Genomic DNA, 23,821 nt, shown 5'->3' with positions numbered 1-23,821 from the left:
TTTAGAAACTACTGTTGAATTAGCGTTCCTTTTTAGACTTTTTATTTTTCGATGAATTTGATTTTTGCTCTGTGACCTCTTCTTTTTGAGACTTGTCATTACTTTTTATTTTTTCATCTGTTGCTTTGCCTGTATCATCTTTCTTATCTGCTTTTTCGTCCTTTTTATCTTCTTTTTTAGGTTGTGCCTTTGTAGGATTGACGTAACCTTCAGAGATTGCTGCTTGTGCGCTAGCTGGGACAGGGAAGTCAGAGGCCGGAGTATTGGCAAGAGCATTGGACATGAATTGACCCCACATAACAGCAGGTGTACTACCACCCGTAATACCGTGTAATGTTTCGGTGCCGTAGTCATCACCAATCCAAACAGCAGCTACTAAATCTGGAGTGTAACCTATGAACCAAGCATCTTTGGAGTCATCAGTAGTACCTGTTTTACCTGCTGCAGGACGACCGATGGCTGCATTACCGCCAGTACCACCATTTATAACAGATTCTAGCATATTAGTCATGATGGCCGCATCTTTTTCATCAATAACGCGTTTTTCTTGGATAGAGTTTTCTTCTACAACTTGGCCGTTGCGATCTACAATTTTAAGGATGGCTGTAGGTTGAACCTTGATACCGCCATTAGCAAGTACACCGTAAGCCTGTACCATATCAAGAGGTGTAACACCATGAGTTAAACCGCCAAGTGCTGTCGATAAGTTGTAATCTTGATCAGTTAGAGTAGAGATACCCATTTCTTTAGCAAGATTGATAACTTTAGTCATACCTACTTCATCGGCAACTTTTACAGCTGCTACATTGCGAGAATGTTGTAATGCGTAGCGGTATGTAATATTACCTTCGTAGTCGTTTTCATAGTTTTTAGGGCTCCAATTACCGAAGGTAACAGGACTGTCCTCAACTATAGAGCCAGGAGTCTTACCTGATTGAATAGCTGCTAAGTAAACGAAAGGTTTCATAGTGGAACCAGGTTGACGTTCTGCTTGTGTAGCGCGGTTGAAAGCGTCATCACCGCGACCACCGACCATGGCTACAATGTAACCATTGTGAGGGTTCATGGCTACTATAGCACCTTGTGGTTGAGATAATCCATTTTTATCAGTGTAGTAATTAGGCAAGTTTTGCATTGCTGCAACAGCAGCATTTTGTGCATCCATATCGAGAGTAGTATAGATTTTTAACCCATCTTTATAGATGGCATCATCGCCGTACTTTTCAGAAATCTGAGAAATAACATAGTTAATGAAGTAAGATGCATTAGATTTCTCATGAGCTTGTTCTTGTTTAGCTATTAAACCTAAATCTGCTTGACGAGCTTCGTCAGCTTGCTCTTGTGTAATATAACCATATTTTACCATTTGGCCTAATACGACAGCTTGACGTTTTTTACTAGCCTCTAAATCATTGAATGGGGAGTAATAGTTAGGGCTTTGTGGTAAACCAGCAATGAGCGCCGCTTGTGCAAGTGTTAACTCACTAGCATCCTTACCAAAATATACATGAGATGCAGATTGTACACCGTAAGCACCTTGACCAAAGTAGATTTGGTTCATATACATTTCAAGGATTTCATCCTTGGTGTAATGTTGTTCAATTTTAAGCGCTAATAATGCTTCGGAAATTTTACGTTTTAATGTTCTATCTTGGGATAAGAATGCATTACGAGCTAATTGTTGAGTAATTGTGGAACCACCTTCAGATACACCGCTATGTACAATGTTTACCCATACAGCACGTAAAATACCAATTGGGTCAATACCATGATGCGTATAGAAACGGGAATCTTCTGTAGCTACAAAGGCATTCTGTAAATCTTTTGGTACATCTTTTAGAGGTACTGGCAATCTATTTTCTGTGGAGTGAACCGTAGTAATGAGATTGCCGTGCACGTCATAAATTTGAGACGATGCAGAAGGGCGTACATTGGATACATCCGGTAGATTTGATAATGTGGCACTTATGAAACCACAGCCACCACCGGCTACGATGAGTATAAAGAGAAGTGTACAAATCCAAAATAGACGCTTAGGATTTGTTTTCTTCGGCGTAGAACCATTACCATTTGAGCGGCGATTGGCTCTCGTATTTGAGTTACTACTCATAGAGTCACCTCTTTTTTCTTTTAGTAAATATAACGTAAATTCTATTACGCAGTTATAAATATTATATCATAAATGGTTTAAATCCAATACTATATATAATTGTGAAAGTTTTTAGATAATGGTATACTAAAACAATAGTATTTCTAGGAGGATTATCATGATTAGTGCTCAAGAACAAGTGCGCCAAATTAAACATGGTGTAGCGGATTTAATTAACGAACAAGATCTTGTAAAAAAAATAGAGAAATCCATTAAGGAAAATAAACCACTAGTTGTAAAACTAGGTTTGGATCCAACGGCTCCAGATATTCATTTGGGACATACTGTTCCTCTTCGCAAGCTGCGTTTATTCCAAGAATTTGGTCATCAAGTAGTGATCGTCATCGGTGGTTTCACTGCTCGTATTGGTGATCCTACTGGTAAAAGTGTTACTCGTCCACCATTAACAAAAGAAGAAGTATTGAAAAATGCTGAAACTTATAAAACACAAATCTTCAAGGTATTAGACCCAGAAAAAACAATCGTTCGTGACAATAGCGAATGGTTAGAATCTATGAACTTTGCTGACGTACTTCGTTTGGCTAGCTCCTATACAGTTGCACGTATGATGGAACGCGATGATTTCAGCAAACGCTTTAAAGAAGGTCGTCCTATTGGCGTGCATGAGTTCATGTACCCATTGATGCAAGGTCACGATTCTGTTGCATTACATGCAGACGTTGAATTTGGTGGCACAGACCAAACTTTCAACCTGTTGATGGGGCGTCATTTACAAGAATTAGAAGGTCAAGAGCCACAAGTTGTTATTACAATGCCATTGCTTGAAGGCCTTGACGGCATTCAAAAAATGAGTAAATCTTTAGGCAACTACATTGGTATTGATGAAGAACCTAAAGAAATGTATGGTAAAGCGATGTCCATACCTGATGAATTGATGATGCGTTACTTCATGCTCGTTACCGATATGTCTATCGAAGATCAGGAAGACATGACAAAGCGTCTTGAATCCGGTGAATTGCATCCGCGTGATGCCAAGATGCAATTGGCTCGTACCATCGTTCGTTTGTACCATGGTGAAGAGGCTGCTTTGGAGGCGGAAGAGGAATTCAAACGCGTATTCCAACAACGCGCTATGCCTACAGATATTCCTGAATATGCTATGGATGCGCCAACAGAGCCAATCTTTGTACCACAGTTTTGTACAGATGCCGGTTTGACAGCATCCAATGGTGAAGCCCGTCGCTCCATTAAAGCAGGTGCTTTCAAAGTAAATGGCGAAAAATATAGCGAAGAAAACATTACTCTTGAAGACGGCATGATCCTTCAAGTCGGTAAACGCAAATTCCTAAAAATTAAATTTAACTAATATAAAACTGTGATGAGGTGCAGAAACCTTGTCACAGTTTTTTTATCTATTTTGTCTATAAGATTTTTTATCTACTGAATCTACTATTTGTGAAGCAAAAAATGACTTACAAGTTAATGTATAATAAATATAAACGATAAATATAAAATACAAATTTGATACATAAAAGACTTAAATAGATATTGTATAAATTTACTATAATTTTTAAGAGGACCATATATGGACAAAGTACTAAGCAACTTTTTAGAACAACGAGAACATACTGTTCTTACAGATATTGATGTTATCACGGCGGCAGTAGCCGTGCCTCTATTAGAAATCGATGGAGAAAATCATGTGGTGTTTACTGTGCGTAGTAATACATTGCGACGTCAACCTGGTGAAATCAGTTTCCCTGGCGGGCACTGTGAACCTAATGATAAAAGTGGTGCTCATGCAGCCATGCGTGAATGCTCTGAGGAACTCGGTATAGACTTAGATCAAATTGAACTGCTAGGAAATTTAGACTGTTTAGTATCCGCAATAGGTGTAAAACTATACGCCATAGCAGTGCGACTACATACAAGTGATTTAAAACCAAATTCCGATGAAGTAGGAGAGGTATTTACGGTTCCCTTACAATATCTACTAGACATGGAACCAACCGTAGGTCACTTAGACATAGCTACAAGACCGTTGCGTGATTTTCCGTTTCATCTATTAGAAGGATATAATATTGACTGGAAAATTAGACAAAACTACTCCGTCTATTTCTATCCCTATAAACAATACACCATATGGGGACTTACGGGGCGAGTACTAAAGAACTTTTTAGATATATATAGGGAAGTTTATTTGCATATTAATGCTCATATAAATTGACAGATTTTAAATTAAGGTATACTATTTATGTGTAAAAGGTTTAATGTGTTGCACTAATTAATCTAGGAGGTTCTCACATGAATCGCGAAACAGCATACGTACTTTGGTTTGATGAATTACAACGTGAAGATGTTAATTTAGTAGGTGGCAAATCTTCTTCTTTAGGAGAATTGACATCCTCCACTAATGTACCTGTACCTTATGGCTTTGCAACAACTGCTCATGGTTATCGTGAGTTTATGAAAGCTACAGGTTTGGAAGATAAAATCCGCGCTGAACTTGATGCTTTAGATGATGTAGAAAATTCTGCATTATTGCGCGAAGTGTGTGCTAAGATTCGCCACATGATTTGCGAAGAAGAAATGCCTAAAGATTTGGCAGATGCTATCCGTCATGCTTATGAAGAACTTGGTAAAAAAGTGAACGAAGAAAATCCATTTGTGGCTGTTCGTTCTAGTGCAACAGCAGAAGATTTGCCAGATGCAAGCTTCGCAGGTCAACAAGATACGTATTTAAATGTACGCGGTGCTGACGTAATTATCGAAAAAGTAAAAGAATGCTACGCATCTACATTCACAGATCGTGCAACATACTACCGTGTAAAACAAGGCTTCGATCATATGACAGTAGCATTGAGTGCTGCGGTTCAAATGATGGTATTTTCTAAAGCAGCTGGCGTAATGTTTACTGTTGATCTTGTAACAGGCAATGATAACAATATTCTTATTGAAGGCTCTTGGGGCCTTGGTGAATATGTTGTACAAGGTACGGTTACACCAGATAATTTCCGTGTGGATAAAGAAAAGATGGAAATTACGGACCGTATGATTAACGATAAACATGTCCGCCTTGTTCGTAAAGCCGATGGTGACTGTGTTGAAGAAGTGGTGCCAGCTGACGAAGCAAAACAACAAGCTATTACAGATGCTCAAGTTTTGGAACTTGCAGAATATGCAAAAGCAATTGAAAAGCATTATGGTTGCTACATGGATATGGAATGGGGCGTAGATGAACGCAATGACAAGATTTGGATCTTGCAAGCTCGTCCAGAAACAGTTTGGTCCCGCAAAGAAAAATCAGAAACGTCCGAAAAAGCTAGCACATTAGATGCAGGTAATCGCGATATTATTGTAAAAGGTTTGCCAGCATCCCCTGGTAATGCAGCAGGTAAAGCTCACGTTATCATCAATCCTGAGGATATCGATGAGTTCAAAGAAGGGGAAATCCTTGTTACAGCTATGACAGCTCCTGATTGGGTGCCAGCCATGAAAAAGGCAAAAGCAATTGTTACTGATGCTGGTGGTATGACTTGTCATGCGTCTATCGTTAGCCGTGAGCTTGGTATTCCTTGTATCGTAGGTACTAAGAGTCGTAGTCATGAAGCGACTACCTCTATTAAAGATGGTCAAATGATTACCGTTGATGCTACAAATGGTATCGTATATGATGGCGTATTAGAAGATATCGTCAAAAAGCCTGAAGCCCAAGTTTCTACAGGGGCAGCAGCTGAATATGTACCTGTAACAGGCACTAAGATTTATATGAACTTAGGTGATCCTGATTTGGCCCAAAAATATGGTGTACTACCATGTGATGGCATCGGTCTCATGCGTGAAGAGTTCATTTGGACAACCTTTATTCATGAACATCCATTGCACCTTATCGAAACAGGGCGCAGTGACTTCGCTGTAAATACATTGGCGGAAGGTATGCGTAAAGTATGCCAAGCATTAGCCCCTCGCCAAGTAGTAGTCCGTTTGAGCGATTTCAAATCTAGTGAATACCGTGACCTTAAAGGTGGCGATAAATATGAACCGCATGAATCCAGTGCATTACTTGGCTGGCGTGGCGCATCTCGCTACTATGATCCTAAGTACACACCTGCTTTCAAATTAGAATTAGAAGCAATCAAAAAAGTACGTAACGAATTTGGTTTCAAAAATCTACAAGTTATGATTCCATTCTGCCGTACTGTGGAAGAAGCTGAATTGGTGACTAATTTGATGGCGCAAGAAGGTCTTGCACGTAGCAAAGACTTTAAAGTATGGCTTATGGCGGAGATTCCATCTAACATTATCTTGGCTGATCAATTTAATAAATACGTAGATGGTTATTCTATCGGTTCTAACGATTTGACTATGCTTGTACTTGGTTGTGACCGCGATAATGAAACAGTTCAACATATCTATGATGAACGTAATCTAGCAGTTCGCAGAGCGATTCATCACCTCATTGAAGTGGCCCATAAAGATGGCAAAACCGTATCTATTTGTGGTCAAGCTCCAAGCGTGTACCCTGAACTTTGTGAATTCCTTGTGAAGAGCGGTATCGACTCCATTTCTGTTAACCCAGATGCAGTAGTTAATACTAAGAAAATGGTGGCTCAAATTGAACAACGAATAATGCTTGATGCTATGACTGGTCGTGGTCGTCAAGAATCTGACGAACTAACTTGGTAACAATATAGTTATAGTGAAAGAGGAGGCCTGTGGGTCTCCTCTTTTTCTGAATGGTAACTTACGATATAATACAAACAGAGATGAAAGGGGGTTACCGTGTGAAACTGTCGAAACGACAAGAACAAATTGCTCAAATCGTTCGCGAAGAAGGTCCTGTAACAGGTAGTGCCATTGCTGAACATTTAGAGGTCACAAGATCTGCGCTGCGCTCAGATTTATCTGTATTGACCATGTTAGGTGTGTTAGATGCACGTCCAAACGTAGGCTATTACTATGTAGGACTTTCAAAGGAAACACAAACGGCTGAGCGATTAAAGTCATTTCTGGTAAGTGATGTATTATCTCAAGCAGTCGTGGTCAATGGGGATACGAGTTTGTATGATACAATTGTCACATTATTTACAGAGGATGTAGGTACCATATTAGTGTGTGATGGCTCATACCTAATGGGTGTGGTATCTCGGAAAGATTTATTACGCGCCTCTATGGGACAAACAGATTCGCATACCATGCCTATATCCATGATTATGACCCCTGTAAGCAAGGTTATAGCGGTGGAGCCTACCGATACTTTGGTAGAGGCTGCACAGAAAATGATAGATTATGAAGTAGATTGTTTACCTGTCGTCGTTCGTGAGGATGTAGGTAACAAGAAACGCTCAAAGGTTGTGGGCCGTGTATCAAAAACGACGGTAGCAAAAGTATTTTTAGAATGTAGCATACACTGAGGTTGATAGAATGGCAGAAAAAATTATTTATGCAATATCGGATTCCCTGGGGGAAACTGCTGAGGCTGTAGCGAGAGCTACGGCGAGTCAATATGATAAGGAGCAAATTGAAATTGTCCGCATTCCCTATATTGATAGTGAAAGCCAAATTGATGAGGTTATAGACGACGCAAAACTTGGGAATCATGTTATTTGCCATACCATTGTATCTGCGTCTTTACGTAAGTATTTGCATGAGAAGGTGGCTGAATATAATATTCCGGCTGTGGATATTATGGGCCCTGTTCTCGATGCAGTTGGTACTATCGCGACTACTAAACCTCGCATGACAGCAGGTATGGTTCATAAGCTCGACCAAGAGTATTTTAAAAAGGTTGAAGCTATTGAGTTTGCCGTGAAATATGATGATGGTAAAAATCCATCTGGTTTTGAAAAGGCAGACATAGTTATTATTGGTGTATCTAGAACTAGTAAGACACCATTGTCCATGTTCTTGGCATATAAAAAGATTAAAGCCGCAAATTTGCCACTAGTGCCAGAGGTACCGTTGCCAGAAGAATTATTCAAAATTCCGGCAAAAAAAATCGTGGGCCTTATTATAGATCCATACAAATTAAATAATATTCGAAGTGAACGTTTACGCGCTATCGGTCTTGAAGACGAAGCAAATTATGCATCTATTGAGCGTATTCAATCTGAATTGGATTATGCAAAGGCTATCATGCGTCGTTTGCACTGCCAAGTGTTAGATGTTTCTAATAAATCCATTGAAGAAACAGCTTCCCTTGTTATGCAATTGATTGATAAAAATCGCGCATCGGAGGGTAAATGAATATACGTGAACAAATAGAGGAGAGGGAGGCTTTGCTTCTGTCTCCCTATGCAGCTAAAAGCCGCGATGCAATCCGTGATATAGAAGAAGAGCCTGATTCACTTAGAACCGCGTTTCAACGCGATCGGGATCGCATCATTCATAGTAAATGTTTTAGACGGTTAAAGCATAAGACACAGGTATATATTGCGCCAGGTGACCATTATCGGACACGCATGACTCATACCCTTGAGGTAGGTCAAATTGGTCGTACTGTAGCTCGTGCATTACGTTTAAATGAAGACCTTGTGGAAGCTATTGCCATGGGCCATGATGTGGGGCATACACCATTTGGTCATGTAGGTGAATATGCATTGCGAGATATGGTGGGACACTTTAATCATAATGAGCAAAGTTTGCGCATGGTTGAAGTATTAGAAAGACATGGTGATCATCAAGGTCTCAATTTAACCACCGTTGTTCGAGATGGCATCGTAGGTCATACAGGGGCTACAATTCCTGTGACTTTAGAGGGGCAAATTATTCGTATTGTAGACCGCATTGCGTATTTATGTCATGATTTTGATGATGCCCAACGGGCAGGTATGTTGACGGCAGAGGAGTTACCTTTTGAAGTGCGCGAGCATTTTGGTATGACTCCATCTAGTATGATTACTGCAATGGTTGAGGATATGGTACGCGAATCCTTGGATAAGCCAGCTATATCCATGTCTGCTGATGTGGAAATGACGATGAATCTATTCCGTCAATTTATGTTTAAATATGTTTATTTGGCACCAGCTTTAATTCCGGATCGCAAAAAGGCATCCCATGTGGTGAAAAATTTATTCACTCACTTCATGGAACACCCTAATGATATGGAAGGTTGTGAAACTGGAAAAGAGTTTTATTCTACACTTGATGTAGTGGATTATGTGGCAGGCTTAACAGATCAATATGCTATTAAGCTATTTAAACAATACTATATTCCAAACATTACATTATAAATAACAAAAAAAGCAGTTAGTTCAATTTGAACTAACTGCTTTTTTGGGGCTCTAGAACCCCAAAGAGTACATGTACTTTTTATTTTACGCGCGTGTAATTTTATTAGAACGAAGGCAGCGAGTGCATACGTTTACTTTTTTAGTAGCACCGTCTACAACCGCCCGTACTCTTTGAATGTTCGGTTTCCAAGTTTTTCTTGTGCGAATGTGAGAATGACTCACGTTCATACCGCTAGATGTGGATTTACCACATACTTCGCAAAGGTTTGCCATAGTTTCCACCTCCAAGCTTAATCTATAACATAACAAAAGTATATTATCATAAAGAATAGCTTAAAGCAAGTATTTTTGTCGTACATATTGCTCTTTTTATGAAATATACTACAATATAAGGTATACTATATATCATATTCTAAGATATGAAAGGGCTTTTGCACAAGGATATACAGAAATTGGATATATCTCATGTGTTTATCGTATATTTAAAGGAGTTTTTATGGATGAACGATTGACGACTATAAAGGGAATTGGTCCTGGTCGCGAGAAACAATTGCATAAGTTGGGAATTACCAATGTTACATCCTTATTGACTTACTTCCCTAGAACCTATGAAGATCGCCGTACGATGTATAGAATTGGTGATTTAAAATCAGGTATGACAGGCGGTGTGGTGGGTACTGTTATTGCCGTACAAGAAAAGCGACCTCGTCCTCGATTGTCTATTTTAGAGGTCGTCATTGCAGATGGCACAGGACCTCTGAAGATTGTTTTGTTTAATCAAGGATATAAAAAGAACTTTTACAAAAAGGGACAACGTATATATGCATATGGTAAAGCTGAGTTTCAGTATGGTACTATGCAAATGAATACACCGCAAATGGAAAATTTAGGAGATAGTGGTGAACCAGATCGAGGTATCGTTCCTATTTATGCGCTTGCTGATGGGGTATCTCAGTTTGTGGTTCGTTCATCTGTACGCAATTGGTTCGCAGCTAATCATGAGTTACCAGAGATTTTACCTGTGGAGGTTCGTGAAAGTCATCATTATATGAGTCGCTATGATGCTTTTAAGATGATGCATTTTCCAGACTCCTCAGAGCATTACAAAGAGGCTCGTCATCAATTGGCCTATGAGGAGTTGTTCGTCATGCAAGCTGGCTTAGCTTTGTTGCGAAGTAAAGAGCAATGCCACAGAGGTCCAAAAATGGGACCAAACGGGGAACTAATGGCTCGGTGTATAGAGAATTTACCGTTTTCCTTAACAGGTGATCAACAACGAGCGTTAGAGGATATTCGTATTGATATGGAAGATGAACGACCTATGCAACGTTTGTTGCAAGGTGATGTAGGCTCAGGTAAAACTATTGTGGCTACCTTAGGTTTATTAAAAGCTATCGAAAATGGGTATCAGGGGGCATTGATGGCCCCTACGGAAATTCTAGCGGCTCAACATTATGAAGGGATACGAACTGTATGTGCTAATTTAGGTATTACCATAGAACTATTAACTGGCTCCACTACGAAAAAAGAGAAAGAATGCATCTATGAGGGCTTAGCAGATGGCAGTATCCATATGATTATTGGAACGCATGCTCTTATTCAAGAAAATGTTAATTTTCATAATTTGGGCCTTGTTATCATCGATGAGCAACATCGTTTCGGTGTAGAACAACGGGCAAGATTACAACAAAAGGGGACATATCCTCATGTGCTTATCATGACGGCTACACCGATTCCTCGTACCATGACATTATCCGTATATGGTGATTTGGCAGTATCCTTAATCAAAGAAATGCCACCAGGTCGAAAACCAGTTAAAACATATGCTGTAGATAGTTCTTATAAAGATAGATTATGCACTTTCTTCGGCAAGGAAATGGCAGAAGGGCGTCAGGTCTACGTGGTGTGCCCTCTTGTAGAAGAATCCGAAAAATTAGACTTGCAAGCCGCTGAGGAATTGTATCTAGAATTAAAAGAGTACTTTTATAAGGCCTATGAAGTGGGTCTCGTTCACGGTCGTATGAAACCGAGTGAAAAAGATGAAGTGATGAATGCCTTTCATAAGGGTGAAATTTCATTACTTGTTTCTACTACAGTTATCGAAGTTGGTGTTAATGTGCCAAATGCGACTATTATGTGCGTTGAAGGGGCAGAGCGATTTGGTCTGTCTCAGCTACATCAGTTGCGGGGCCGTGTAGGTCGTGGCGCTTATCAGTCCTATTGTATTCTTGTTAGTGATTCTAAAAATGATGTAAGTCAAGAGCGTTTAAAGCTGATGGAACAAATCCAGGATGGATTTGAGCTTGCGGAGCAAGATTTATTGCTTCGCGGATCTGGTCAATTATTTGGTTTAGCTCAATCGGGGCTGCCAGATTTACGCGTTGCAAATATCATTAAAGATATTGAAATTTTAGTAGAGGCTCGTAAGGATGTACTAGATTTTGCAAATCAATTTGGAATAGAAAAATTAGAATCTGTCATGAAAGAAGAATTAGAAAAAAGATTTGGTGAAAAATTCCTAAGAATATTGTATAATTAAGAGGTAGGAATAATAAGTACATAAGTATTGATAATATTAGATTTTATCTGGCTTTTTCCCTTGTCTATATGTTCCTCATACCGTATAATAGAACAAACAATTTATTTCATTTTTTCATCTATGGAGGTTAATATGCCAATTATTCATGTAGAGCTTGTAGAAGGGCGCACAAAAGAACAAAAGAAACAATTAGGTGAAGCAATCACAAAAGCTGCGGTTGATATCGTAAATGTTCCTGCTGATGCAGTAAAAGTTATCTTCGTAGATATGAAAAAAGATGATTATATGGAAGGCGGCATTTTGCGGTCTGAACGCTAAGGCTACGACTGACCGCCTAGTCCATAGGGACTAGGCGGGTCGTAGTTTTGTTTTATTATACGGAAAGGAAAGAAATATGAGAGACGATAAATTCGGTATGCGTGGACTAACTTTTGATGATGTATTATTAATACCAGCAGCTTCTGATATACTGCCTAATCAAGTAGAGTTAAAAACTCAATTAACTCGTGACATTACATTAAATATTCCTATGATTAGTTCTGGGATGGATACGGTTACCGAATCACGGATGGCGATTGCTATGGCTCGTGAAGGAGGTCTTGGCGTTATCCACAAAAATATGTCTATTGAAGAGCAAGCTCATGAAGTTGACAAGGTAAAACGCTCTGAACATGGTGTTATCGTTGATCCTATTTTCTTAAGTCCTCAAAATTTACTATCTGATGCAGCAGAAATTATGGAAAAATATAAAATTTCTGGTGTACCTATCACAGAACATGGTAAACTAGTAGGGATCATTACAAATCGCGATATGCGTTTTGAAACTGATTTAAGCCGACAAATCGGGGAATGCATGACAAAAGATTCCCTTGTTACTGCACCGGAAGGTACATCTCTTGAAGCGGCGAAAGCTATCTTAAGCGAACATCGTATTGAAAAATTACCTCTTGTAGATGGCGATGGTAACTTAAAAGGCTTAATTACGATTAAAGATATTGAAAAAGCGACTAAATATCCAAATGCAGCAAAGGATGGTAGTGGTCGATTATTAGTTGGTGCCGCAGTAGGTGTTTCTCAAGATTTGTATGATAGACTTGATGCGCTTGTATCTGCTAAAGCTGACGTAATTATTGTTGATACTGCCCATGGGCATTCTGCAGGTGTTCTTCGTACGTTGAAGGACATTAAACAGGCGTATCCTCACATTCCTGTAATTGCAGGTAATGTGGCAACTGCAGCAGGCACTGAGGCTCTTATCGAAGCTGGAGCTGATGCAGTTAAGGTTGGTATAGGACCTGGTTCTATTTGTACAACTCGTGTTATTGCTGGTATTGGGGTACCTCAAATTACGGCAGTCTATGAGTCTGCCCAAGTGGGGCGTCGTTATGGAGTTCCTATCATTGCTGATGGGGGTATTAAATATTCTGGAGATATTGCTAAAGCTATTGCGGCTGGTGCTAATGTAGTTATGATGGGTAATATTTTAGCGGGTACTGATGAAAGCCCTGGAGAAACAGTGATTTATCAAGGCCGTTCTTATAAAGTATATCGAGGCATGGGTAGTCTAGGGGCTATGAAACTTGGTAGTAAAGATCGATATTTCCAAACAGAAGCTAAGAAATTAGTTCCTGAAGGTATAGAAGGTCGTGTACCATATAAAGGTATGTTGGCCGATACAATTTTCCAAATGGTTGGTGGTTTGCGTGCAAGTATGGGGTATTGCGGATGTCATAACATCCAAGAAATGATTGAAAACACTCAATTCATTCAAATTACAGCGGCTGGTTTGAAAGAAAGTCATCCGCATGATGTAAGCATTACCGTTGAAGCACCAAATTATAGTGGTTGATAATGGAGTATTACATTGAATAAACGTATTTCTGTTTTATCTGTGCCTATCGATTGTGTCACAATGGATGAGGCAGTCCAACGTATTTTACAATTAACTGAACAGCCGGGGCTACATTTAGTAGCAACGGCTAATGCAGAAATGGTTATGTTGGCTAATGAAAATCCTACATTGCACTCCATATTGAATAATGCTAGTCTTGTCGTTCCCGATGGGGCTGGCATTTTGTGGGCTGCAGAGCGTCAAGGAGAACATGTGCCTGAACGTGTAACAGGCGTAGACGTAACTAAGGAATTGTTTAAAGTTGCGGCGACTCATCAAATTCCTGTATACTGCTTGGGGGCGGCACCAGGTGTTGCTCAACGAGCGATTGATAATGTATCTGCTCAGGTAGGTGTATTAAATATAGCAGGAATTCATGACGGATTCTTTGATAGTGCAGAGGAACAAGAAATCATTAAATCTATAGCTGATTCTAAGGCAAAATTGGTATTTGTTGCCTTAGGTGTGCCAAAGCAAGAACAATGGATTGCAGAAAAGTTGAGTCACCTCGATGGCGTAGTTGCCATCGGAATTGGTGGTTCCTTTGATGTCTTGGCAGGTAATATTCCTCGGGCCCCAGAATGGATGCAACAAAATCGACTTGAATGGTTGTATCGATTATATTTAGAACCTCAACGGATTGGCCGCATGTTGGCTATTCCAAAGTTTATGTGGACCGTTATTAGAAATAAATAGAGGAGTGTTGAATCGTGCCTACAGGACCAATAATTAAGGAAGGGTTTCCTCTGATAGGAGCTATGCTCATTATCACTGTGGTGTTAGGATATTTAGGACATTATGTAATTGCGATTATTTCATTTATTCTGGCATTATTTTTCGTCAATTTCTTTAGAAATCCTAAACGTGTAATCCCTCAAGATCCAGATTTGATTTTATCCCCAGCGGACGGTAAAATCATGGATATTTCTGATGTATACGAAGATATTTACTTACACAAAGAGTGTAAAAAAGTAACTATTTTCTTATCTGTTTTTGACGTGCATGCTAATCGTGCGCCTATTGATGGTAAAATTACATATCGTCACTATACGATGGGGAGTTTCCTACCAGCTTTCAAAGATGATGTAGGTTTTGAAAATGAACGTCATACTATTTGTATTGAAAATGATCGTACTTCCGTATTAGTAACGCAAATTGCGGGCCTTTTAGCAAGACGTATCGTATCTTGGACAGACCTAGATAGTGTACTTGAACGCGGTCAGTTGTACGGGATGATTAAGTTCGGTTCCTGTACTGAGCTCTATATGGATAAGAATGTAGAGTTGTTCGTGGAAAAAGGTCAACATATTACAGGTGGGGACACTATTATCGGGAGGTTACGACATGAATAAATCTATTATTCCAAATTTATTTACTAGTGCGAACTTAGCATTTGGTGTTCTTGGTATTACGTTGTCTGCTACTAACAATACATTCTGCGCAGCCATATGTATATTATTGTCTTTAGTAGCAGATGGGTTAGATGGGCGCGTAGCAAGAGCTTTAGGAGTTGCAGGACCAATGGGCCGGGAACTTGATTCTCTGTCTGATGTAGTGGGATTTGGTGTAGCGCCTGCCTATATGCTTTATATGAAAGAATTATATGGTTTAGGATGGATTGCATATGTGCCACTATTAGCTTTTGCAGTGCTTGGTGCATTTCGTTTAGCGCGATTTAATATTAAAACTGACGAAGTTCATGGCTATTTTGAAGGTTTACCAATTCCAGCCGCTGGATGTTTAGCAGCGACTTACGTATTGTGTGGCGTATCGGTACCTCAATTTGTGTTGGTAATTTGTATGATTGGTATAGGTCTCCTTATGGTTAGTGAAGTTAAATATCCCGATTTTAAAGGTAAAAGTGAGATTTATATCAATAAATTTTCTATTGTACTCACAGCCATATTTGTTGTAGCTTGTCTCGTGTATGATTGGCATACATGGGCCGTTATGATTTTTGCTGGTTATGTAATGTTTGGGCTTATTAACGGGGCTTTAAATATAGTGCGTAAATAGATGTGTGGAGGAGAATAGTATGAATTACCTACTGGATCTATTACTGATTCCTATGCAGGTAATAATCGTAATTTATACGGTTTATTATTTTATACTCGCTGTCGTAGGGATGTGGCGATCGCGAGTACATAAAAATTATACCCCTAAAAATTCCTTTGCCATCGTTGTATGTGCTCATAATGAGGAAGCTGTTGTTGGTGAGTTAGTTAAAAACTTACGTGGCCTAGATTATCCAGATGATCTGTACGATATTTTTGTAGTTGCCGATAACTGTACAGATAAGACTGCGGAAGTAGCAAGTGCTGCTGGCGCTAATGTGCATGTACGTGAAAATAAACAAGAAATAGGTAAAGGTTATGCCATGGGGTGGATGTTTGATCGGGTAGAACAAATGGATCGGAAATATGATGCATTCCTGATTTTTGATGCCGATAATTTAGTACATCCTCAATTTATGTTAGAAATGAATGATCATCTTGAAAAAGGTGAGTCTGTAATTCAAGGTTACTTGAACTCTAAAAATCCAACTGACTCTTGGGTAGCCGGTACGTTCTCTATCGCCTTTTGGATGGTTAACCATATGTGGCATTTAGCAAAATATCGTCTTGGATTATCTACGGCTTTAGGTGGTACAGGCATGTGTATTCGTACATCTATTATTCGCGAATACGGTTGGGATTGCAATAGCTTAACCGAAGATATGGAATTTTCCATGAAACTATTGACTCATGGTATCCGTACTTGTTGGGGGCATGATGCTATCGTATACGATGAAAAGGTTACGACTATGATGGCTTCTTGCAGACAACGTTTACGATGGGCTCAGGGGCAATTTGACTGTGCGGGGCGATATATTCCTAAATTATTTGCTATTGGTATCAAAACAGGGAATATTATGATTCTGGATGGTATATTCCAAGTGAGTCAACCTTATTTCTTATTGTTGACAACCGTATACTTGGTGTTATCCTACATCAATGCGTATACTCCAATTTATACAAATATTTTGTATCAAATTATGCCTATGTCTGTATGGACAATTATAGGTGTTGGTCAATATCTATTCCCATTAATTGTATTGTTGAAAATCAAGGTACCACCAAAGATTTGGTTCTACTATTTACTATATCCATTATTTGTGTATTCTTGGATTCCAGTAAATATTTTAGGGTGGTTCCGCCGTCATAATAAGGTATGGTCTCATACAGTCCATACGAGAGCTGTGGGCTTAGATGATGTTAAATTAACACGTATGGGCAATATGAATAAGAATGAAAAATAGAATCTGTAGGAGTGACTATGCATATTTTAATGTGTAATGACGATGGCATTTTAGCAGATGGTTTACGTCATCTTGCATCGTATTTAAGTCAATATTATAGAATTACCGTTGTAGCACCTGCTAATGAGCAAAGTGCTAAATCCCATGCATTGACGACCGAGGTTCCATTGAAATTAGATGCTTGCAATGGCGAGGATGAAAATCCTCGCCTTTATGCTCTAACGGGAACGCCGTCCGATTGCATGAAGTTCGGCCTCAGTTATTTATTGACTGATGATATGCCAGATCTTGTAATTTCTGGAATTAATCATGGATTTAATTTAGGCTCTGATGTATTGTATTCCGGCACTGTTTCAGCAGCTATGGAAAGTGGTTTTTACGGTATTCCTGGTTTAGCATTATCTGTTGAGAGATATTCTGTTGAACGGGGAGACGAGATGTATCCATTTATACATGAATTGATTAAGAAAATTTATGTGGCGGGCCAGTTTAGCGGTTTACTAAATGTGAACTTCCCATTACGTGGCACATGTGATTGGGACCATTTTAAAATGGTGAGCCAAGGCTTACAAACCTATAGTAATATTATCGAAGCTCGCATTAATTCAAGAGGACAGGATTATTATTGGTTAGCTGGCGAGCTAGACTATGGTGCTGAAAGTGTTCCTACAGATGTAGAATTTGCCCGTAAAGGCTATATTACAGGTGTCGCACTTACATGGAAACAACAATGTGATACGGATATGAAAAGGGTTCAAAATATTTTAGATGAAATATAAAAAATATGTTGACATTGCTTAGGGATGTCTGTATAATAACAAATGTTCCGATACGCCGGAGTGGCGGAATGGCAGACGCACTTGACTCAAAATCAAGCGGGTAACACCGTGTGGGTTCAAGTCCCACCTCCGGCACCAACATTAGGCGGTAAGACTTTTGTCTTACCGCCTATTTTTATATTTATGAATTTATATACTATAATATACATTATTAATTTCATGAGGTGACAGTATGGATCAAGGTGTAATTGATTATATTACAAATATCTTCGATATTCCTAAACTTACTCAACAGGTTAGCGCTGTACAGATGCCATTGCCATTATCTCGATTGGCAGAAATACCATTAGATGGATCTGTAAATCAGTGCCAAGGATTTTGTTATAATTCCAAAAAAGACGTTTTTGCTTTAGCTTGTATTAATTCAGATAATACGAAGCAAATTATTTATGAAATTAATCCAAAAACTTTTACTGTTGTTGCAAAATATGAGTATAGTTATAAAAGTTTATTAGGTCATATGAATACCTTAACTTATAATTCCGTCAATAATCGTTACTATACAACAAATGCTGTTGTAGACGGATATAACCTTACTCCTATTGAAGCGGATAGCATGATTGTTGAAGCACCGATTAAACTAAAAGAGAAAGTTTTTAATCTTGCATATGATAAAGTACGCAATGAATATGTATCAATTGTGCCTTTAACAAACTCTGAACGGACAATTAATTATTACGACTCTAATTTTAATCGTATTCGTTCTTATAAAATTGATGCCAATCATACAAACTTAAATAATAACGGTGCTTACGCAACTAATGGAAATACTTTATTTACAACGTTGACAACCTTTGTATACGTCGATGAAGAGGGGGTTGTTAAAAATATTAGCCCTTATGCTTCTGGAATGGAAGTAGAAGACATGGATTGTAGAAATGGTCAAATGTATATGGCGGTCAATCGCAAAGGTAAAGTTGAAATTTATAGTTTGTCTAGCCTACCATTTTCGGTAAATGTCTAGATATTACTTATGTTTTAATCCCCTTTATGAGTGTATAATAATAGTATTAGGGTATTTTAGGAGCTATTATGAAATTAGGGAATGATATTATAGAGATTGACCGTATACGTCAAGCTATAGAGAAATCAAGTTCATTTAAAGCGCGCGTTTATACGATTCATGAGATTGAATATTGTAAAAGTCGGAATAAAGGATGCTACGAATCCTTTGCAGGTATATATGCTGCAAAAGAGGCTTTTATTAAAGCTTTAGGCACAGGGATGAGGCATGGATCATGGCAAGATATAGAGATTTATCATGATGAATGGGGCGCACCCTTAATTCGTTTACAAGATACTTTCAAAGATATTTACGAAACATCAGGTTATACTGATATTCATGTATCGATTAGTCATTGCAAGGATTATGCAATGAGTACAGTTATACTTGAAGGAGCATAAGATGAATATTTTAACTACAGAAGATGCTCGATTTATAGATCGAGAGGTTCCTAAGCAATTAGGAATCTCTTTAGAAATCCTCATGGAAAATGCTGGACGTGGTATCGTAGATGCCTTATGGGGAGAGTACGATTTATTTTCCCTGAATAATGGCCGTTCCATAAATAGTTTTGTTTTATTCATATGTGGTACGGGTAATAATGGGGCAGATGGCTTTGTAGCGGCTCGCCATTTGATGGAGCAAGGCGTACCAGCACAAATTGTACTAGTAGGAGATATAAACAAGTGTAGTGATCTTTTTGCACTGCAAATTGAGCGCTGCAAAGCTATGGGCTGTAGCATCGATATGTATGATGAATTCAATGATTGGTCCAACGTAGCCATTGCTGTGGAAGGCATCATGGGAACGGGCTTTACTGGAAGGTTAAGAGAGGTGACTATCGATATATTGAACGATATTGATACTATGCGTAGTCAGTATAATTTTGATTTGTGGGCTATTGATGTACCTGCAGGTTTGGATGCTACTACTGGTCAAGTAGCAGAAGGCACACTGACCTATGATTATACTGTTACTTTTGGGGCAATCAAACAAGGTTTGTTATTATATCCCGGAAAGGCTATAGGAGGAACCTCAGTGGTTGCTCCATTGGGGGCTCCTTGGCAGCATGTACTGGGTGAACATGTTAGAACTTTAACCATTGATTCTGATTTAGCCGAAAAAATTATCAACTATCGTATCCCAATGGCGCATAAAGGCGTCAATGGAAACACTTTAATTATTGGTGGTTCAAATGATATGATAGGAGCCCCTATTTTGGCTGCTGAAGCGGCAGTTCATAGTGGTGCTGGTAAAGTAACATTAGCTGTACCCAAAATAATTAAACAGATTGTACAAAGCCGTGTCATACCTGAGGTGATGGTTAGTTCCACAGAGACTAATAAAGAACTTTTTGATTGTCGCCAAGTTGTTGCTATGGGACCTGGTTTAGGTCGCACCCGTGAAATCTGTGATTTAGTGGATCATATTTTAGATGCTTACGAAGGAGCATTAGTACTAGATGCTGATGCTTTGTATGCATTGGGACATGTTGGTTGTGTTAATAAAGATGCTTTGCGAGATGGTGATATTGAGTCTGCATATACAGTGGAAAGAGAACTGCCATATTGTGTCATGACACCGCATTTAGGTGAATTTAGTAGACTTATTGATTTACCTATTAAATGGATTGAGCGTCATTATATCACGTTGGCTAGAGAATTTGCTAAGGCTCATCAAGTTATTCTTGTACTAAAAGGAATTCCTTCAATTGTGGCATTACCTGATGGAACAGTGTATGTAAATACTATCGGTAATGCGGGCATGGGTACTGGCGGTATGGGAGATGTGCTGACTGGTGTAATTGCTGGTTTTATAAGTCAGGGTTATTCACTACAAGATAGTGCTGTTCTCGGTGTATATGTACATAGTCGTAGTGCAGATATTCTGAATGAAACAAAGAGTTGGGGTTATACTCCGAGTGATGTCAGTACTTCTTTAGGTTGTGTTATTAGTGAATTGTTGGGAGATTATGAATGACAAATAGAATACAACGATTTATAGCTTTCTTGCTAGTATTATGTATTCCTATCTTCGCCATTGCAGGATGCACAAATAAGGATGTAGCAAATGCAGCAAATCAGGTAACCACTAATGCTAATGGGGCTTACTCTATCGATACTAAGACGACTACTCCTGAAGGCAAGCTAGATGTATATATGCTAGATATTGGTCAGGGGGATGCTATATTGCTTAAGGTAGGCGATGAGTATAGCATGATTGATACTGGTGATATAGAACATCGTGAAAATATTGTGGCCCAACTTAAAGCTATGGGTGTAACGAAGTTAAAAAATATTATTATCACGCATCCTCATGCTGATCATATGGGTGGTTTTTATGCTATTGTAAAGGCTATGCCTATTGAACATGTATATGATGATGGTATTGCTGTTGATAATAATATGTACAAAACCTATGAAAAATGGATTGAGAAAAATAAAATTCAACGAACTACTTTGAGAAGTGGAGATGTAGTTGATTTTGGACATGGTGCTGTCTTTGTAGTATATGCTCCTTGGGTTGAACCTTTGACTGATAAAAAAGGAGAGACAGATCTTAATAATAATTCTATTGTAGGTAAATTAATCTTCGGTAAATTTTCTATGCTCTTTACGGGTGATGCTGAATTACAAGAAGAGAAAAAACTTATAAAAGAGCAGAATTCTAGATTGTTTTCTCGTATTCTTAAGGTAGGTCATCACGGTTCTCGTACAAGTAGCTCTGAAGATTTTTTGAAATCTATTAAGCCTGAAAGTGCATTAATTTCAAATGGCATGTATAATAAGTATGGTCATCCTCACGATGTGACATTACGTCGTTTACAGGAAAATAATATTGCTATTTACCGTACAGATACGATGGGGCGTATTCATATTAGTACGGATGGGAATGAATGGCAAATTACAACTGAACGATAGTTTTGATTACTTATACAAAAAATAAATTTATGAAACTGTTTTTTGTGTATTCTGTATAAGGTCTTTATATAGTAATATGTGTAATCGGCATACTAATCTTCATGTTTGTATGAAATAATCTATTTATAATCTAACATTAGTTTATGGATAGATTGGAACGATGAGATTTTGATAGATAAAAATATCATCGACTCATCTCTATGGTTTGGACACTATGTATGTCAGTTAGATTGGAGTGAATGTATTGCGTAAACTATTTTTAATGTGCCTTGCAGTCTTGATGGCGATACCTTTATTATTGACTCAAGCAAAGGCAGCTAATTTAGAAGATGCTCGATGGGTGACTAGAACAGATGCACCTGTACCATATGTTCGTATTGTTATGGACTTATCGGCACCTATAAAGGCATCTGCATCAATTAGCAAAGATGGGAAAACTACGACTGTTACTTTAAAGAATACAAAGCTAAAGACGGCTAAAGAGAACATTTCTATGGACTCAGCTATTGCTAGCTCTGCTAAACTTTCACAAGATGGCAGAGACGTTAAAGTAACAATCAAGACACCTTCATCTATTGATACTAGTGATGTAAAGGTTTTTTCCTTGAAAAAAGATACGGTTAATAAGAAACCGTATCGTATCGTTGTTGATGTTCAGAAAAAAGGTGCTGTAGCTAAGCCTGCTTACTATGGTAAAAAGCCATCTCAATCTGCGCATCCAGCAAAAAATGTACCTACAGAATCTGGTAAATACTCTACTAGTGGCGGTTTATCTGGCAAAACAATTACTATTGACCCAGGACATGGTGGTAGTGATTCTGGTGCTATTGGACCTCACGGTGTACAAGAGAAAAACATTACACTACCGATCTCTATGTATTTGAAAAAATCTCTAGAAAATCGTGGTGCTAAAGTGTTTATGACTCGTACTACCGATGTAGATGTATATGGCCCTAATGCAAGCGGTGTTGATGAATTGGGGGCTCGTGTTAACGTGGCTAACCGTAGTAATTCTGATGCGCTTGTAAGCGTTCATATCAACGCATTTAATAATCCTAGCGTTGGTGGTATTGCAACATATTACTATAGCAAAACCGGTAACGATGCTCGATTAGCACAAAAGGTACAATCTCAAATTGCTAACACACCTGGTTTCAATGGTGATCGTGGCATTCAAGAGGGTAACTTATACGTGTTGAGACATTCTAATATGCCTGCAATTCTTGTAGAGCTTGGTTTTATCTCTAACCCTAATGAGGAACGTGTGCTACAATCTCCTCAAACTCAAGAAGACTTTGCTAACCGCATTGCAAATGGTATTGCTAATTACTTTGGAGGTTAATCGATGAAATTACGTAAACAAGTTCTATCGATTCTCTGTGTAGGTATGCTGGCATTTGTAGTGGGTTGTACACATGAACAAGCTCCTACAACAGGTAAAAGTGAACCTACGCAAGAGACGAAAGTCAATAAGGATGCAGAAACAAGTAAAGTATCTCAAGAAAAGGTTAAGATGGCCTTCTTTGTTCCTACGGAGGATGGTTCTGGGGTAAAACAAACTACCGTTGAGATAGAGGCGAATAAAGTTACGCCTAAAGCAGCTCTTTTAGCAATGTTAAATGCTGATAGAGCACAAAAATATCCAGTCTTCTCTAAGGATATTGAAATTACATCTGTTACTGTAAAAGATGGTATTGCTTCTGTTGAAGTAAATGATGCATTCGTAAAGGGTAATGGCGGAGACTTAACTGTTAAGTTACAAATGGCTGCTATTGTAAATACATTGACATCCTTTGATAATATTAATGGTGTTCTATTCGTCAATAATGGTAAAAAGGTGCCAACTGTAGGTTCCTTTGATACTAAAGAACCTGTTAAGAGAATGACGAATCTAATTAAAAAATAATTCTTTTAAGGACATTTATAGCAGATAGTTGATATATCAACTATCTGCTATTTTTGTTGTCTTTTATATATGTTACAATACA

The 23,821-nt window shown here is 38.6% G+C and carries 22 protein-coding genes and 1 tRNA gene; 21 read left to right on the top strand and 2 right to left on the bottom strand.

Features of this window, described 5'->3' with window-relative positions:
* Positions 1 to 19: 19 nt before the first annotated feature.
* Complete coding sequence (locus tag VPAR_RS05380) at positions 20 to 2,110, bottom strand: transglycosylase domain-containing protein (protein ID WP_012864473.1); 2,091 nt, start codon at positions 2,108 to 2,110, stop codon at positions 20 to 22.
* 157 nt (positions 2,111 to 2,267) lie between these two features.
* On the opposite strand from VPAR_RS05380, the gene tyrS reads away from it, so the two are divergent.
* The 6 genes from tyrS to VPAR_RS05350 all read left to right on the top strand — a co-directional run bounded on the left by tyrS (position 2,268) and on the right by VPAR_RS05350 (position 9,342).
* Entirely contained in the window at positions 2,268 to 3,476 is a 1,209-nt protein-coding gene (gene tyrS / locus VPAR_RS05375; protein ID WP_004697206.1) for a tyrosine--tRNA ligase, read from the top strand.
* 219 nt (positions 3,477 to 3,695) lie between these two features.
* Positions 3,696 to 4,337 (top strand): NUDIX hydrolase, encoded by a 642-nt coding sequence (locus tag VPAR_RS05370; RefSeq protein WP_004697042.1) that lies wholly within the window; start codon positions 3,696 to 3,698, stop codon positions 4,335 to 4,337.
* Positions 4,338 to 4,414: 77 nt separating this feature from the next.
* Complete coding sequence (gene ppsA, locus VPAR_RS05365) at positions 4,415 to 6,796, top strand: phosphoenolpyruvate synthase (protein ID WP_012864472.1); 2,382 nt, start codon at positions 4,415 to 4,417, stop codon at positions 6,794 to 6,796.
* A 98-nt stretch (positions 6,797 to 6,894) separates the two neighbouring features.
* Positions 6,895 to 7,524: a helix-turn-helix transcriptional regulator gene (locus VPAR_RS05360; protein WP_232618500.1), complete on the top strand. Its 630-nt coding sequence runs from the start codon at positions 6,895 to 6,897 to the stop codon at positions 7,522 to 7,524.
* A 10-nt stretch (positions 7,525 to 7,534) separates the two neighbouring features.
* Positions 7,535 to 8,356, top strand: a complete 822-nt coding sequence (locus VPAR_RS05355; protein WP_012864470.1) for a pyruvate, water dikinase regulatory protein — start codon at positions 7,535 to 7,537, stop codon at positions 8,354 to 8,356.
* Positions 8,353 to 9,342 (top strand): deoxyguanosinetriphosphate triphosphohydrolase, encoded by a 990-nt coding sequence (locus VPAR_RS05350; RefSeq protein ID WP_012864469.1) that lies wholly within the window; start codon positions 8,353 to 8,355, stop codon positions 9,340 to 9,342. Before VPAR_RS05355 ends, VPAR_RS05350 begins: the two co-directional genes overlap by 4 nt.
* An 84-nt stretch (positions 9,343 to 9,426) precedes the next feature.
* On the opposite strand, the gene rpmB is transcribed toward VPAR_RS05350, so the two are convergent.
* Positions 9,427 to 9,615 (bottom strand): 50S ribosomal protein L28, encoded by a 189-nt coding sequence (gene rpmB, locus VPAR_RS05345; RefSeq protein WP_005386334.1) that lies wholly within the window; start codon positions 9,613 to 9,615, stop codon positions 9,427 to 9,429.
* 223 nt (positions 9,616 to 9,838) lie between these two features.
* On the opposite strand from rpmB, the gene recG reads away from it, so the two are divergent.
* From recG to VPAR_RS05270, 15 genes are all read left to right on the top strand, one after another.
* Positions 9,839 to 11,881, top strand: coding sequence for an ATP-dependent DNA helicase RecG (gene recG, locus VPAR_RS05340; RefSeq protein ID WP_012864468.1), 2,043 nt, complete (start codon positions 9,839 to 9,841; stop codon positions 11,879 to 11,881).
* A 132-nt stretch (positions 11,882 to 12,013) separates the two neighbouring features.
* Entirely contained in the window at positions 12,014 to 12,199 is a 186-nt protein-coding gene (locus VPAR_RS05335) for a 4-oxalocrotonate tautomerase (RefSeq protein WP_004696087.1), read from the top strand.
* 76 nt (positions 12,200 to 12,275) lie between these two features.
* On the top strand, positions 12,276 to 13,730 hold the full coding sequence (gene guaB, locus VPAR_RS05330; RefSeq protein WP_012864467.1) for an IMP dehydrogenase: 1,455 nt from the start codon (positions 12,276 to 12,278) through the stop codon (positions 13,728 to 13,730).
* A gap of 15 nt (positions 13,731 to 13,745) precedes the next feature.
* Positions 13,746 to 14,468: a WecB/TagA/CpsF family glycosyltransferase gene (locus VPAR_RS05325; RefSeq protein ID WP_012864466.1), complete on the top strand. Its 723-nt coding sequence runs from the start codon at positions 13,746 to 13,748 to the stop codon at positions 14,466 to 14,468.
* A gap of 14 nt (positions 14,469 to 14,482) precedes the next feature.
* Entirely contained in the window at positions 14,483 to 15,124 is a 642-nt protein-coding gene (locus VPAR_RS05320) for a phosphatidylserine decarboxylase family protein (RefSeq protein WP_004697134.1), read from the top strand.
* Positions 15,117 to 15,788, top strand: coding sequence for a CDP-diacylglycerol--serine O-phosphatidyltransferase (gene pssA / locus VPAR_RS05315; protein WP_012864465.1), 672 nt, complete (start codon positions 15,117 to 15,119; stop codon positions 15,786 to 15,788). Before VPAR_RS05320 ends, pssA begins: the two co-directional genes overlap by 8 nt.
* Positions 15,789 to 15,807: 19 nt before the next feature.
* Positions 15,808 to 17,070, top strand: coding sequence for a glycosyltransferase family 2 protein (locus VPAR_RS05310; protein ID WP_004697272.1), 1,263 nt, complete (start codon positions 15,808 to 15,810; stop codon positions 17,068 to 17,070).
* A gap of 17 nt (positions 17,071 to 17,087) precedes the next feature.
* Entirely contained in the window at positions 17,088 to 17,849 is a 762-nt protein-coding gene (gene surE, locus VPAR_RS05305) for a 5'/3'-nucleotidase SurE (RefSeq protein ID WP_012864464.1), read from the top strand.
* Between the two features lie 54 nt (positions 17,850 to 17,903).
* Positions 17,904 to 17,987: transfer RNA gene (locus tag VPAR_RS05300), tRNA-Leu, on the top strand.
* Between the two features lie 94 nt (positions 17,988 to 18,081).
* Positions 18,082 to 18,873, top strand: a complete 792-nt coding sequence (locus tag VPAR_RS05295) for a hypothetical protein (RefSeq protein WP_012864463.1) — start codon at positions 18,082 to 18,084, stop codon at positions 18,871 to 18,873.
* Positions 18,874 to 18,941: 68 nt separating this feature from the next.
* Positions 18,942 to 19,313, top strand: a complete 372-nt coding sequence (gene acpS, locus VPAR_RS05290; protein WP_004696069.1) for a holo-ACP synthase — start codon at positions 18,942 to 18,944, stop codon at positions 19,311 to 19,313.
* A 1-nt stretch (position 19,314) separates the two neighbouring features.
* Positions 19,315 to 20,892, top strand: a complete 1,578-nt coding sequence (locus VPAR_RS05285; RefSeq protein ID WP_012864462.1) for a bifunctional ADP-dependent NAD(P)H-hydrate dehydratase/NAD(P)H-hydrate epimerase — start codon at positions 19,315 to 19,317, stop codon at positions 20,890 to 20,892.
* A complete protein-coding gene (locus VPAR_RS05280; protein WP_012864461.1) occupies positions 20,889 to 21,833 on the top strand; it encodes a ComEC/Rec2 family competence protein in 945 nt (314 codons plus the stop codon). Before VPAR_RS05285 ends, VPAR_RS05280 begins: the two co-directional genes overlap by 4 nt.
* A 244-nt stretch (positions 21,834 to 22,077) precedes the next feature.
* Positions 22,078 to 23,175, top strand: a complete 1,098-nt coding sequence (locus VPAR_RS05275) for an N-acetylmuramoyl-L-alanine amidase family protein (protein WP_012864460.1) — start codon at positions 22,078 to 22,080, stop codon at positions 23,173 to 23,175.
* 3 nt (positions 23,176 to 23,178) lie between these two features.
* Entirely contained in the window at positions 23,179 to 23,739 is a 561-nt protein-coding gene (locus tag VPAR_RS05270; RefSeq protein ID WP_004696063.1) for a GerMN domain-containing protein, read from the top strand.
* The last annotated feature ends 82 nt before the right edge of the window (positions 23,740 to 23,821 follow it).

Origin of the sequence: Veillonella parvula DSM 2008, from assembly GCF_000024945.1 — a bacterium.
Lineage (GTDB): Bacteria > Bacillota > Negativicutes > Veillonellales > Veillonellaceae > Veillonella > Veillonella parvula.
This window is presented reverse-complemented; position numbering and strand designations above follow the sequence as displayed.

Excerpts from the sequence above, each read along its gene's own strand:
- surE (WP_012864464.1), top strand. The coding sequence starts at position 17,088 with ATGCATATTTTAATGTGTAATGACGATGGCATTTTAGCAGATGGTTTA.
- pssA (WP_012864465.1), top strand. The coding sequence starts at position 15,117 with ATGAATAAATCTATTATTCCAAATTTATTTACTAGTGCGAACTTAGCA.
- VPAR_RS05285 (WP_012864462.1), top strand. The coding sequence starts at position 19,315 with ATGAATATTTTAACTACAGAAGATGCTCGATTTATAGATCGAGAGGTT.
- VPAR_RS05335 (WP_004696087.1), top strand. The coding sequence starts at position 12,014 with ATGCCAATTATTCATGTAGAGCTTGTAGAAGGGCGCACAAAAGAACAA.
- acpS (WP_004696069.1), top strand. The coding sequence starts at position 18,942 with ATGAAATTAGGGAATGATATTATAGAGATTGACCGTATACGTCAAGCT.
- VPAR_RS05370 (WP_004697042.1), top strand. The coding sequence starts at position 3,696 with ATGGACAAAGTACTAAGCAACTTTTTAGAACAACGAGAACATACTGTT.
- VPAR_RS05380 (WP_012864473.1), bottom strand. The coding sequence starts at position 2,110 with ATGAGTAGTAACTCAAATACGAGAGCCAATCGCCGCTCAAATGGTAAT.
- rpmB (WP_005386334.1), bottom strand. The coding sequence starts at position 9,615 with ATGGCAAACCTTTGCGAAGTATGTGGTAAATCCACATCTAGCGGTATG.
- recG (WP_012864468.1), top strand. The coding sequence starts at position 9,839 with ATGGATGAACGATTGACGACTATAAAGGGAATTGGTCCTGGTCGCGAG.
- ppsA (WP_012864472.1), top strand. The coding sequence starts at position 4,415 with ATGAATCGCGAAACAGCATACGTACTTTGGTTTGATGAATTACAACGT.
- VPAR_RS05310 (WP_004697272.1), top strand. The coding sequence starts at position 15,808 with ATGAATTACCTACTGGATCTATTACTGATTCCTATGCAGGTAATAATC.
- VPAR_RS05355 (WP_012864470.1), top strand. The coding sequence starts at position 7,535 with ATGGCAGAAAAAATTATTTATGCAATATCGGATTCCCTGGGGGAAACT.
- guaB (WP_012864467.1), top strand. The coding sequence starts at position 12,276 with ATGAGAGACGATAAATTCGGTATGCGTGGACTAACTTTTGATGATGTA.
- VPAR_RS05270 (WP_004696063.1), top strand. The coding sequence starts at position 23,179 with ATGAAATTACGTAAACAAGTTCTATCGATTCTCTGTGTAGGTATGCTG.
- tyrS (WP_004697206.1), top strand. The coding sequence starts at position 2,268 with ATGATTAGTGCTCAAGAACAAGTGCGCCAAATTAAACATGGTGTAGCG.
- VPAR_RS05280 (WP_012864461.1), top strand. The coding sequence starts at position 20,889 with ATGACAAATAGAATACAACGATTTATAGCTTTCTTGCTAGTATTATGT.
- VPAR_RS05350 (WP_012864469.1), top strand. The coding sequence starts at position 8,353 with ATGAATATACGTGAACAAATAGAGGAGAGGGAGGCTTTGCTTCTGTCT.
- VPAR_RS05295 (WP_012864463.1), top strand. The coding sequence starts at position 18,082 with ATGGATCAAGGTGTAATTGATTATATTACAAATATCTTCGATATTCCT.